This window comes from Streptomyces sp. CC53, assembly GCF_001865245.1.
In the GTDB taxonomy this organism is placed as follows: Bacteria; Actinomycetota; Actinomycetes; order Streptomycetales; family Streptomycetaceae; genus Streptomyces.
The window spans coordinates 126,288-137,971 of the sequence record NZ_MKXB01000151.1 but is presented as its reverse complement, the minus strand read 5'-3'; the positions used below and the strand labels follow the sequence as shown (position 1 = coordinate 137,971).

The window sequence follows — 11,684 nt, the reverse complement described above, 5'->3', positions numbered from 1 at the left end:
GCGGGGCCGGCCGACCGGCGACCGCGCCCGGGCGGGGATACGGCGACGGGCCCGTACCGCACAGGCTGCGGTACGGGCCCGCCGTGTGGGCCGGGGTGCCGGGGCGTCAGGACACCGTGCGGTTGCTCCAGCCCTCGCCGATCAGGGTGCGGCCGGTGAGCGTTCCCTCGCCGGTGCCGTCGTAGCGGAGCAGACGGCCCTCGGGGTCGCTGCCGACGACATCGTTGGTGCCGTCACCGTTCAGGTCGCCGACACCGACCATCGTGTACCCGGACCAGCCCCAGCCGATCTGGGTGCGGGTGCCGAACGTGCCGTCGCCCTTGCCGTCGTAGCGGTTCAGGCGGCCCTGGGAGTCACGGCCCAGCACGTCGTTGTGGCCGTCGCCGTTCAGGTCGCCGGACCCGATCAGGGTGTAGCCGGACCAGCCCCATCCGATCTTCGCGGGCTTGGCCAGCCCGCCGGAGGCGGTGCCGGAGTAGCGGAACAGCTCCCCGGTCGCGTCCTTGCGGGCGAGCAGGTCGGCGATGCCGTCGCTGTCCATGTCACCGCTGCTGATGAGGGTGTAGCCGGTCCAGCCCGAGCCGACCTGCTTGGTCAGCCCGTGGTCGATGGAGGCGTCGCCGCCGCACTTCGGCTCGTAGAGCCACAGCGTGCCGTCGGGGTTGCGGACCAGCACGTCGTTGCAGCCGTCACCCGTCATGTCCCCGAACGGGACGAAGGTCGACGACCGCGGCCAGGACATCCCGGCGAGGCGCGGCGCGGCGAGGGTCCCGTCGCCCGCACCGGGGTAGACGTACGCCGCGCCCTCGGTGGAGTCCACCGCGAGGAGGTCACCGATGCCGTCGGCACCGGAGAAGTCGTGCCACGCCTTCGACGTGCCGATGACCGTCAGGTCGCCGTTCCGGGTGAGCGGGGAGCCCGCGCCGTCCGCCGCCGTCGCGGTGAGCGTCCAGGTGTACGTACCGCCGGGCACCTGCCCGCCCTGGGCGTCCTTGCCGGTCCACTGCGTCGCGACCACGCCGCGGGCCTCGCCGCCGCTCGCGCGGTGCACCTCGCGTCCCGTGGCCTTGTCGGTGACGGTGACCTGCCAGGACGCGGCCGGCTTGGACAGCCACCACGTGCCCTGCCAGGGCGCGCTGGTACGGAGGTCCAGCGTCGCGCCGGCCCGCACGTCCGTCGTCGTGAGGGGGCTCATGTCGCCGCCGACGGTGACCAGGTGCACGGTCTGGGCCTGGTCGACGAAGGCGACGGTGCTGCCGAAGCGGTCCACGGTCCAGCCCTGGCCCGCGTTCGTGGAGGCCAGCTCGGTGGTCAGCTCCTCGGTGACGGCCGCGCCGGAGCGGAAGTCGACCAGCTTCAGGCTGGAACCCATGCCGTATCCGGCGTACGCGAGGAAGCCGTCGCCCAGGCGGACGTGGCGGGAGCCGTTCGCCGGGACGTCGATCCGCTCACCGGTGCGCAGGTTGAACACCTGGCCGGGCAGTGCGTAGCCGCAGCTGCGGTGCAGCCACTCGCCGACCACCTGGAAGTTGTTGTACGGAGCGGTGCACTCGCCTTCGAGGGGGACCGGGTCCGCCGTCCTGCCCGTGGCCAGGTCCAGCGCCGAGACCGACGCCATGCCGCTGCCCGCGGTCCACAGCTTGCCGCCCCACAGCGCCTCCAACGCCGAGCCGGAGACCCGCAGGACCTTGCCTGTCTCGATGTCGGCGACGACCGAGCGGGTGGCGGAGTTCTCGGTCGCCAGGAAGTGGAGGTAGCGGCCTGAAGCACCCAGGATTCCGGTCGGCTTCAGCTTCGCGGTGCTCTGGAGCCGCACGGTGCGGGTGACGCCGTCCGGGGACGCGTCGGTGATGTTGATGAGGACCACGCAGCTGTAGCAGTTCGTCCCGTCGTCACCGAAGGTGAGGCCGACCATCCGCCCGTCACCGGTGAGGTATGACCCGGCCGTGAAGTCCGTGCGGGACCAGCTGAGCTCCTGCGGCACCGTCAGCGGTGGCGTGACGGGCAGGTCGTAGCCCTGGAGCACCTTGGACCGGCCGTTGTCCTGCTGGAAGGACAACTGCCCCTGGGCCAGGCTCGGCGTCGACCGCTCGGCCGGGTCCGGAGGCGTCTCGATGACACGCTCGGTAGTGGGAAGCCCGGTGGCGTCGAGGGTGATGCGCTGGACACCCCAGGCGGTCGAGTCCGCGCCACCCACCGCGTAGACGCTGCCGTCGGGAGCGGCCACCAGCTGCTCCGTCGCGGCGGGGAGGATGGTCCGCTGCGTGCCCGTGCTGAGGGAGGTGCCCCACAGTGGCGCCGTGTCACCGCTCGGCTTGTGGGCGACCACCAGCCAGTCGCCGAGCACGCGCACCTCGCCGCCCACGGTCCAGCCGCCCGGCTTGGTGATCGTCGCGGTGCGGATGGTGGACCCGTCCGCGCGGGAGACGAGGAGGACCTTCTGCGGGATGAGGTCGTCGTAGAGGACGACCCGGTCGGCGCTCAGCGTCGCGTCCAGGTAGGACGGGTCGTCGGGGTGCTGCGGCAGCGGGATCAGCTTGGCCGTGGCGAAGTCCACCAGGCCCGTGCGCTTCGCCTCACCGTCGTAGTACGTGACGACGGCGCCCTTGTGGTCGAACGTGACGACCGTGGGCGCGCCGACCACCGAGCCCGGCACCGTGACCCGCACGTCCGCGGGCGCGCCGTCGCCGATGCCCAGCAGGTGCAGGGCCGTGTCGGCGCCGGCCGCGCCGGGGACGTAGCTGAGGACCTGCGTGGAGGAGTGGGCCTTGGCCCACTGGTGGCCCTCGGGCGTGGTCCGCTGCGCCGTGGTGCCCGCCGCGAAGTCGTGCAGCGTGTAGGTGGACGGGGTGGAGAAGCCGGCGCAGGCGACGGTGTCGCCGCTGAAGATGCCGTTGTCGTACCTGCAGTCGGTGTCGTGGGCCACCCGGCCGTCCGCGAGGCTCTGCCAGAGCCTCCCTTTCTCTCGGAAGTCGTAGGTCTGCACGCCCGTGCCGGCCGCGTACAGGTACTCCGTGGCGGGTGTCGCGTGGGGCGGCGCCGGGATGGTGACCTCCCCGGCGGAGGCGGGAGCCGCCGCGGCGGGGGTGGCCGTGCCCAGGGCCAGGCCCGAGAGGGCCATCAGGGCGCTGAGCCCGAAGACCGCCGCCGAACGGCCGAGACGACGCCCTTCCCGGCGCCTCTCCCCGTCGAGCGAGGGTCTCTTGCGGGCGCGGACATAGTGCGTCAAATCGGGTCCCTCCCCGTGTACGTGCCTGCGGCACAAGGGCGGGAGCTGGATGCGTGAGGCCGGCTGCGCTGAGCGTGCGGCGCGCCCGGGCCCGGGCGTGTCGCCGCTCCCCCCTCCCCGTGCGAGTCGGCAGATCCTATCCGGTCGAAAATCCGATCGATCAAGCCGTTTGGCGCTGCCGGTCGGGCGCCGGCCGGCCGTCAGGGCCCGTGAACCGTCCGGGGGAAGGACTTTGCGCCGGTTCACGGCGATCTGCGGTCCGCTTCGATGGCCGTCTGCTGTCTGCCGCGGCCACCGTCCCCGGCTTCACGGCACGCGGCGCCTTCCCCCGCGCAGCCGCCTTCCCGATCGCCACCGGCGCATCCACACCCGCATCCGCCCGCCCGGCCGCCACCCCCGCAGCCGCCTGCCCACCGCCGGTGCCCCGGCGACCAGCAGTGCGCCCACCGCCACCGCCGCCATGAGCAGCGCCCAGTTCCGGGTGTAGTCCAGCGGCAGCACCGACGGGTTCGACGGGCGCCGCGGGGCCAGCAGGACAGGCAGGGCGACCAGGGTCAGACCGCCCGCCACGACCAGCGCCCCCCGCACCACCCCGCGCGCCGTGCCGGTGCGCGCCACCAGCAGGCCCAGGCCCAGCACCAGGGGCGCCACCACCGCGTCGTGCAGCACGACCGCGCCCGCCAGCCACACCACCACGTCCCACGGGGTGCGCGTGTCCGCCAGCAGCCAGGCGCCCACGCCCATCAGGGTCACGCCCGCCGCGCCCAGCACCCAACGGCCCGCGCTCACAGCGCCTCCAGGCTGCCGACCCACTTCGTCTGCCACACGCCCGGCCGGTTGGGGGCGATGATCCGCGCCGGGAAGCCGTGGTCGGGGGACAGCACCTGCCCGTTCAGCCGCAGCGCCAGCAGCGTCAGCGGGTCCTCGGCGTACTCGGCGCCCATCTCCATCACCCGGTACGCGCCGCTCCGTTCCAGCGACACCACCCGCACCCGGGAGCCGGGCGGCGCACCGGCCCGCTCCATCAGGTCCCTGATCCGCACGCCGCCCCAGTGCGCGCTGACGCTCCAGCCCTCCACGCAGGCGATCGGCAGCTCCGCCTCCGCCTGAGGCAGGGCCCGCAGCTCCGCGAGCGTCAGCGCGTACGGGCGGGGGCCCGTCACCGACAGCCGCCACGCCGCCCCGGACACCGACCCGGTGCGGGCGGCGGCGGCCGTCCGGTTGACGGGCAGCCCCTGGGGGCCGTGGTCCGGGTGGCGGGGGGCCAGCAGGTTCAGGTTCTTCAGCGGCGTGAAGGACTGGCCGATCGTCGTCACCGTGACCGCGCCGACGGCCACCGCCGCCCCGGCCAGCAGCGACCGCCGGTCCGGGCCCTCCTCGGGCGGCAGCGCCAGCGTGCCGGGGGAGCGGGCGCGCCAGTGGTCGCGGATCTCCGGCCACTTGACGGCCACGTGCAGCAGCAGCGCGCCCGCCAGCAGCCAGGCCACCGCGAAGTGCACCGGCACGAACGAGAACGGCCACGGGTACCACTGGGCCGTGTTCATCAGCCCGGTGAAGAGCTGGAACAGCGAGGCCGCGACGAGCACCGCCACCGACAGCCGCTCCAGCGCGTGCCGCACCCCGCGCAGCGCGGGCCGCACGAAGAGCCGCGGGTAGACCGTCCACAGCTTCGCGAACAGCAGCGGGATCGCGGCGATGCCGCTGGCCACGTGCAGGCCCTGGGTGACGCGGTAGCCCCACACGGGGCGGCTCGGCAGCCGGTCCGCGAGCCAGTCGGGCGGCCGCTGCACGTAATGGCTGAGCACACCGGTCAGGAAACACACCAGCACCGCCAGCCCCAGCCACCGTCCGATGGCGGTCGCGGTGCGGGGGTCGTGGAGCCGGCCGGTGAAGCGCGGCCAGGGGACGGCGACGCGCGGCAGCCGGGACAGCAGGCCCGCACGGGGCGGGGTCGGGGGCTCGGGCTCGGGATGGGGTGGCCTCATGCCTCCATCAGACCGCCGCGACCGGCCCCACGGGCCGCAACCGCCCCTTACGAAACGCGGACATCCCCGCTGATGGACGCGTCCGGGCCGGTCGTGGCTGGCAGTCTGGCGCGGTGACCAAGCTCCGCACCGCGCTCGCCGCCGTCCTGCTCGCCGCGCTCGTCGCCGTCCTGGTCCTGACGGTCCGCTACGACGGCTACTACACCGACCCCCTGGGCCTGTCGTGGTGGTACGGCGCGGCGTGGGCGCTGTTCGGCGCGGCCGTGTGGGCGCTGCGGGCAGTGCCCGCGCGGCACGTCGCGGCCCTGGTGCTCGCCGGGTCGGCAGCGGTCGCCTCGACCGGCCTGGTGGCGCCGCCGCGCACCAGCACCGATGCCTTCCGGTACGCCTGGGACGGCCGTGTGCAGGCGTCGGGGACCGCGTCGCCGTACGACCACGCCCCCGCCGACGCGGCCCTCGTCCCGCTGCGTGACCCGTGGCTGTTCCCCGAGGGCGAGGAGGGCTGTGCGGGGCCGGGCCGGGCCCGGATCGCGCCCGCGGAGGACGGCACGGTGCGGTGCACCCGCATCAACCGGCCGTCCGTGCACACCATCTACCCGCCCGTCGCGGAGGCGTACTTCCTGGGTGTGCACGTGCTGTCCCCGGAAGGGGCGCGGCTGAAGCCGTTCCAGGTGGGGGGCGCCGTGGCGGCGGTCGGCGTGACGGGGGCGGTGCTGCTCATCCTGCGCCGCCGGGGCGCCCCGCCCGCCCGGGCCGCGCTGTGGGGGTGGTGCCCGGCCGTGCCGGTCGAGGCGGTGAACAACGCCCACGTCGACGTGGTGGGCGTGCTGCTGGCCGTGGCGGGCCTCGGCCTGGTGGCGGCGCGGCGGCGGCTGTCGGGCGGCGCCGTGCTCGGTGCGGCCGTCGCCGCGAAGCTGATGCCCGCGGTGGTGCTGCCGGGCGCCCTCGCGGGGGTGCGGCGATGGCGTGACGCGGCGGCGGTGCTCGTCCCGGCCGCCGCCGTCACGGTGCTCAGCTACGTGCCGTACGCCTTGCTGGCGCGGGACTCCGTCTTCGGCTATCTCGGCGGCTACGTGGAGGAGGAGGGGTACGGCGACGCCGCCGCCCGCGACCGGTACGCCCTGCTGCGGCTGGTGCTGCCCGACGACTGGGCGGTGTTCGGCCTGGTCGCGGGGGCCGCCGCGGTGTGCGGGTACGTGCTGTGGCGCGGCGACCCGGAGCGCCCCTGGTCCGGCGCGCTCCTCGTGACGGGCACCGCCTTCCTGCTGCTTACGCCCGGGTACTCCTGGTACGCGCTGCTGCTGGTGGCGCTGGTCGCCCTCGACGGCCGGTGGGAGTGGCTGGGCGTGGCGGTGGCGGGGGCGGCGCGCTACGTCACGGCGCAGGGCTTCGAGGAACGGGACGTGGTCGGTACGACGGTGTACGCGGCGGCCCTCCTCGCGGTCCTCGCCGGCTGGGCCCTCCGCCACCGCCACCGGCCCGCCCGAGCCGCCGCCCCGGCCGCCCCCCGACCCGTCTCCGCCCCGGACCGGGTCACCACGGGCTGAGGGCGGGCGCTTCCGGCAGCTCACGTGCGCGCCTCGCCCCTGAGCGACCGGGCGGGGCACGCACGGTCGCCCGCGGCCCGCCGGCCCCGCCGCGCGGGCGACCGGGCCGGCACCGGAGAGGACGGCAGCCGCACGAAGGCGACTGCTGAGGGAGCCCCCGGTACGCGCTGCCGCCGGGGCACGCCCTCCGTACCTGCGGGCCCGGCCCGGGCGCGGCACCCCCGCCCGGGAGCCGACCCGGCGCAGCCCGGGTCCACGGCCCCCGACGGCGGGCCGGTGGCGTCGAGGACCGGCGGGGGCCGACCGGCGCACCCCTTCCGCCGGGCGCGGCGCCCCGGCGGGACGGTCGGGCGCAGCGGTCGGTGCCGAACGGCTACCGGGCGTCGCGCAGCCGGACGAAGACGCCCCGCGACGCCTCGCCCCAACCGGCCACGACACCGCCGCGGCCCTCGGCCGGGCCTTCCCGGAGGACCCGTACGAAGTCGAGGTCCAGGTCGCCTCCGTCCCGGGCGAGGGTCTCGTCGAGCCACGGCTCGACGGTCGGGTCGGGCGTGTCCGTCAGGCTCTGCGCCTGCGGGACGGCCCGCCCGCGCAGCAGCTCCCGCACCTGGTCGACGAGCAGCGGGTCCCGGACCCCGTCGTAGACCCAGCGCTTGCCGAGCACCCCGTGCTCGGCCGTCCCGACGAGCGCCTCACCGCCGGCCCCGTGGAGCGGAGCCCCGCGGTACGTGAGCGGCACGTGGTAGGCCACGGGGGCGTCACCGGACGTGTCGGCGACGACCATGAACTCGATGCCCACCTCGCCCTCCGGGTCGTCGAGCCGGAAGCCTCCGGCCTTCTCCAGTGCGGGGGCGCCCGCCCCGGCGTACCACGGCTGCTGCGGCAGCCACGCCTGGACGAGTTCCAGCTTCGTGGGGGTCAGTGTGGTCTTGTGGATGATCGCCATACCCGGGACAACACCCGTGCCCCGCCCCGGCGTTCCCGTCGCGTGGGGGCGGTCGCGGAACTCGGGCGGGGCGGGGCGGACGGCACGGGCCGTCACGGCGTGCGGGTGCGGCGTGCGGGGAGGGGGGGAAGGACGGCTTGGGGCGGGAGTGGGCTGGGTATTCGGGTAGCACGTGTGCCGGAGCGGGGCCGGGGGCGGTACGGCCCGGCTAACCTGTGCCGGTGCCGCCACCACCCCGATGCGAGAGCGAGTCAACCGTTGGCCTGTGATCTGTGGCTGGTCCCCCTGGTCGATGTGCTGTGCCACAGCCCCGACAACCCCTTCGCCGAGGAGATCGCCGCCTACGACCGGGCGTTGACGGAAGCGGGGCTTCCGGCCGTGCCGGTCTTCGCCTACATGCCGGGACTGTCCGGGGACGTGGCGCCCGTGGCCGGCTTCGACTACGACGCGCTGCACTTCCTGCGCCGGGCCTACCTCCTCCAGCTGTGCGGGCTCGCCGTCACACCCGTGGACGAACTGGGCGGCGACTACGAGCAGTTGCTGGAGATGTTCGAGTCCACCGCACAGCAGTCCCACCTGGTCTGGCACTACGACCACGCGGGGGCGTACGTCCCCGTCGACTTCGCCGCTCCGCTGTCCACCGAGGAACTGCTCTCGGGGGGCGGCCCGCTGGGCTCCGCCCAGGGCCTGCTGCGCGAACTGGAGTACGTCGCACCGGCCATCGGCATCGACCCCGCGAACCCGCCCGCCGCACCGGAGCCGCCCCAGCGCCCGACGGCCCTGGAGGAGCCCGCCGCCCCGGTGCCGCACGACGACAGCCCGTTCGCGCGGGAGCGGCACGTCTGGCTGGGGCTGCACGCCGCGGCCACCCGGAGCCTCGGCCAGGGCTCCATGATCATCTTCAGTTGAGGCGGCCGCCGGGGGCCGGAGGGCCCGCGGGTGCTTCCGGCGCCGTCAGCGGGGCTCCGGAGGCCGCTGGCGCGGCATGTTGGGACGGGTGGGGGGCGGCAGCGGGAAGCGGCCGTTCAGGTGGCTCCGGTCGGCGGGCGTCTCGGGGCGCGCCCCGGGCCCGTTGAAGAACTGCGTCATGAGGGGCGCCGGGCCGGAGCGGAACTCGACCATCCAGTCGGCCGTCTCCGACCGCACCAGTTCCGTCACGTCCTCCGTGAACCGCCGCAGGATGGTCAGGCACCGCTCTGCCGCCTCACCCGCCGTGCCCTCGGCCGGGCCCAGCACCTCCCGCACGCTCTCCGACGCCCAGTCGAACTGGAGGGCCTGGAGCCGCCGGTGCACGGCCTGAGCGGTGGCCACGTCCCGCATCCAACCGGACGTCAGCCCGAAGTACCGGTCGCCCGCGATGCACGCCGCCGCGAGCAGCAGCGACAGGTAGCCCCAGCCCGCTGCGCCCGCGACGGCGCCGGTCAGGTCGAGCAGCGGCAGCGCCGCGCCGAGCACCGCGCACAGCGCCGTACCGCCGCGCAGCGCGCGGGCGCCCCGGCGCTTCCACACCCGGTCGGCGAGGTACCAGTCCGCGGTGCGCAGGGCGGTCTCCTCCACCCAGCGGTAGAGCTCGTGCAGCCGCTCGGCCGGCTCGCCCCAGTCGCCCAGCGGGAACGGTCGCCCGGTCAGGTCCTCCCCCCGGGCGGGGCCCCCGGGCTGCATCTCCGGCTGGCTCACCGGGGCACTCCTCTGCGCTCAGCGTCACACTGCGTGACGTGCGGCGATGTACGGTCACGGACGGTCGGGCCCGGCCGCGGCGCGCGGTGGCGTGCCGTGGTCCCGGGTCCGCTGCGGTGACGGGCTTGTGGCGTCGGGCTGCGGTGCGGTGTCGGGCGGGCTGCGGGGTCGGACGGGTGCGGTGCGGGCGCGGTGCCGCCGCGGGCGGTGGTGCGGCTGCTGCGCGACACGCAGGGCCCTTCCTACCTCCGAATGGTGGGTCGCGGGAGCGAAATCACGGGATTTCCGCCCGCAAGAGGGGCGTGATCAGGTAGAGGACGCGCCCGGGCTTCACCCCAAAGAGTGCATCGGTGTGCGTCGGGCGGGCCGCCCGCGGACCACGTAGGCTCGGCGGTGAGTGATGAAGACGTGTCGTCGATACCGACAGGAGTGACCGTGATCCCCGGTGGTGGCCAGGCCAACATGCAGCAGATCCTCCAGCAGGCCCAGAAGATGCAGCAGGACCTCGCGCGGGCGCAGGAGGAACTGGCCCGCACCGAGGTGGACGGCCAGGCGGGCGGCGGCCTCGTGAAGGCCACGGTCACCGGCGCGGGCGAACTGCGCTCCCTCGTCATCGACCCGAAGGCGGTGGACCCGGAGGACACCGAGACGCTGGCCGACCTCGTCGTGGCCGCCGTGCAGGCGGCCAACGAGAACGCGCAGGCGCTCCAGCAGCAGAAGCTCGGCCCGCTCGCGCAGGGCCTCGGCGGCGGGATGCCCGGTCTGCCCTTCTGACCCGCACGTGCACCAGGACCCGTCAGGCCCCCGTGGTGCGGCGCCCCCCGGCTCCTACCCGCCCGCGGGGAGCGGCCCGGCCGGGGTGCGGGCGGCGGCCGCTCCGCACCGGCCCGGGGGCGCGCGCGGGCGGTGACCGCGCCGTCCGGTCTTCTGCCGCCGGTCCCCCACCAACTACCGTAAGCACCAAGACTGCACTCCCGGAGAGGCGTTCCGTTGTACGAAGGCGTGGTCCAGGACCTCATCGACGAGCTCGGCAGGCTGCCGGGCGTCGGTCCCAAGAGCGCGCAGCGGATCGCCTTCCATATCCTGCAGGCGGAGCCCACCGACGTACGGCGGCTCGCCCACGCCCTGCTGGAGGTCAAGGAGAAGGTCCGGTTCTGCGTGGTGTGCGGCAACGTCGCCCAGGAGGAGCGCTGCGGCATCTGCCGGGACGCTCGCCGCGACGACGCCGTCATCTGCGTCGTCGAGGAGCCGAAGGACGTCGTCGCCATCGAGCGGACCCGCGAGTTCCGCGGGCGCTACCACGTGCTCGGCGGCGCGATCAGCCCCATCGAGGGTGTCGGCCCCGACGACCTGCGGATCCGGGAGCTGCTGGCCCGGCTCGCGGACGGCACGGTCACCGAGCTGATCCTGGCGACCGACCCCAACCTGGAGGGGGAGGCCACCGCGACCTACCTGGCGCGGATGGTCAAGCCCATGGGCCTGAAGGTCACGCGTCTCGCCAGCGGGCTCCCCGTTGGCGGCGACCTGGAATACGCCGACGAGGTCACGCTCGGACGGGCGTTCGAAGGGAGACGACTCCTCGATGTCTGACGCCACACTCCATGCCCACTCCCTCGACCCGGACAGCTTCGCGGTCCAGGTCGCCGACTCCATCGAGTCCTTCATCGTGGCCGTCACGGAAGTGGCCAAGGGGGACGAACCCGACAGTGCCGTACCGTTCCTGCTGCTGGAGGTCTCGCAGCTCCTGCTGGCCGGTGGCAGGCTCGGCGCGCACGAGGACATCGTCCCGGACGAGCGTTACGAACCCGACACGGGACCCGACGTGGACGTCGACGACCTGCGGGAGCGGTTCGCCGTGATGCTCGACCCGGTCGATGTCTTCTCCGAGGTCTTCGACCCCTACGAGCCGCGCAGGGCGCCCGTGCCGTCGCGGATCTCCGACAGCCTCGCCGACATCGTCATGGACCTGCGGCACGGCCTCGCCCACTACCGCGCGGGCCGCACCACCGAGGCCCTGTGGTGGTGGCAGTTCTCGTACTTCTCCAACTGGGGCCCGACCGCCTCCGCCACCCTCCGCGCCCTGCAGTCGCTCGTCGCACATGTGCGCCTGGACCAGCCGCTCGAAGCGCTGGACGGGCTCGACACCGACGAGGCCGGCGAGGACGAGGACCTCGCCGAGGAGGCGGGCCGCGTCATGGTGCGGGAGATCGCCGCCCCCCTGGGCCTGCGCTCCCGCCGCCCCTCCTGAGAGGCGCGCCCCGGCCCTTCCCTCCGGAGCGGGCCCGTACGGAAGCGGTGGG

10 protein-coding genes are annotated in these 11,684 nt (G+C 74.8%); 5 read left to right on the top strand and 5 right to left on the bottom strand.

Translation table 11 applies throughout. The features are described 5' to 3' along the window. Positions 1-106 precede the first annotated feature (106 nt). The 3 genes from BJP40_RS16925 to BJP40_RS16915 form a co-directional block, all read right to left on the bottom strand. Positions 107-3,229, bottom strand: a complete 3,123-nt coding sequence (locus BJP40_RS16925) for an FG-GAP-like repeat-containing protein (RefSeq protein WP_143065961.1) — start codon at positions 3,227-3,229, stop codon at positions 107-109. 306 nt (positions 3,230-3,535) lie between these two features. Next, complete coding sequence (locus BJP40_RS16920; RefSeq protein ID WP_071281056.1) at positions 3,536-4,018, bottom strand: hypothetical protein; 483 nt, start codon at positions 4,016-4,018, stop codon at positions 3,536-3,538. Further along, on the bottom strand, positions 4,015-5,214 hold the full coding sequence (locus tag BJP40_RS16915) for a molybdopterin-dependent oxidoreductase (protein ID WP_079171246.1): 1,200 nt from the start codon (positions 5,212-5,214) through the stop codon (positions 4,015-4,017). The genes BJP40_RS16920 and BJP40_RS16915 overlap by 4 nt, the downstream gene beginning before the upstream one ends. 113 nt (positions 5,215-5,327) lie before the next feature. Between BJP40_RS16915 and BJP40_RS16910 the strand changes: the two genes are divergently transcribed. Further along, positions 5,328-6,761 (top strand): glycosyltransferase 87 family protein, encoded by a 1,434-nt coding sequence (locus tag BJP40_RS16910; RefSeq protein WP_079171245.1) that lies wholly within the window; start codon positions 5,328-5,330, stop codon positions 6,759-6,761. Positions 6,762-7,134: 373 nt separating this feature from the next. Here BJP40_RS16910 and BJP40_RS16905 read toward each other — a convergent pair whose 3' ends face one another. Continuing rightward, the gene (locus BJP40_RS16905) at positions 7,135-7,707 is read right to left on the bottom strand and encodes a 1,4-alpha-glucan branching protein (RefSeq protein WP_071281055.1); all 573 of its coding nucleotides are present in this window, start codon (positions 7,705-7,707) and stop codon (positions 7,135-7,137) included. A 258-nt stretch (positions 7,708-7,965) separates the two neighbouring features. Between BJP40_RS16905 and BJP40_RS16900 the strand changes: the two genes are divergently transcribed. After that, positions 7,966-8,616 (top strand): hypothetical protein, encoded by a 651-nt coding sequence (locus BJP40_RS16900; protein ID WP_071274305.1) that lies wholly within the window; start codon positions 7,966-7,968, stop codon positions 8,614-8,616. A 45-nt stretch (positions 8,617-8,661) separates the two neighbouring features. Here the strand turns inward: BJP40_RS16900 and BJP40_RS16895 are convergent, their stop codons facing one another. Further along, positions 8,662-9,384, bottom strand: coding sequence for an SLATT domain-containing protein (locus tag BJP40_RS16895; protein WP_371258651.1), 723 nt, complete (start codon positions 9,382-9,384; stop codon positions 8,662-8,664). Positions 9,385-9,819: 435 nt separating this feature from the next. On the opposite strand from BJP40_RS16895, the gene BJP40_RS16890 reads away from it, so the two are divergent. The 3 genes from BJP40_RS16890 to BJP40_RS16880 all read left to right on the top strand — a co-directional run bounded on the left by BJP40_RS16890 (position 9,820) and on the right by BJP40_RS16880 (position 11,632). Beyond that, positions 9,820-10,158 (top strand): YbaB/EbfC family nucleoid-associated protein, encoded by a 339-nt coding sequence (locus BJP40_RS16890; protein WP_071273580.1) that lies wholly within the window; start codon positions 9,820-9,822, stop codon positions 10,156-10,158. Between the two features lie 216 nt (positions 10,159-10,374). Further along, positions 10,375-10,974 carry a recombination mediator RecR gene (recR, locus tag BJP40_RS16885; protein ID WP_071269076.1) on the top strand — a complete coding sequence of 200 codons (600 nt, stop codon included), beginning with the start codon at positions 10,375-10,377 and terminating at the stop codon, positions 10,972-10,974. Next, positions 10,967-11,632, top strand: coding sequence for a DUF5063 domain-containing protein (locus tag BJP40_RS16880; protein WP_071269077.1), 666 nt, complete (start codon positions 10,967-10,969; stop codon positions 11,630-11,632). The genes recR and BJP40_RS16880 overlap by 8 nt, the downstream gene beginning before the upstream one ends. The last annotated feature ends 52 nt before the right edge of the window (positions 11,633-11,684 follow it).

Excerpts from the sequence above, each read along its gene's own strand:
- BJP40_RS16915 (WP_079171246.1), bottom strand. The coding sequence starts at position 5,214 with ATGAGGCCACCCCATCCCGAGCCCGAGCCCCCGACCCCGCCCCGTGCG.
- BJP40_RS16905 (WP_071281055.1), bottom strand. The coding sequence starts at position 7,707 with ATGGCGATCATCCACAAGACCACACTGACCCCCACGAAGCTGGAACTC.
- BJP40_RS16880 (WP_071269077.1), top strand. The coding sequence starts at position 10,967 with ATGTCTGACGCCACACTCCATGCCCACTCCCTCGACCCGGACAGCTTC.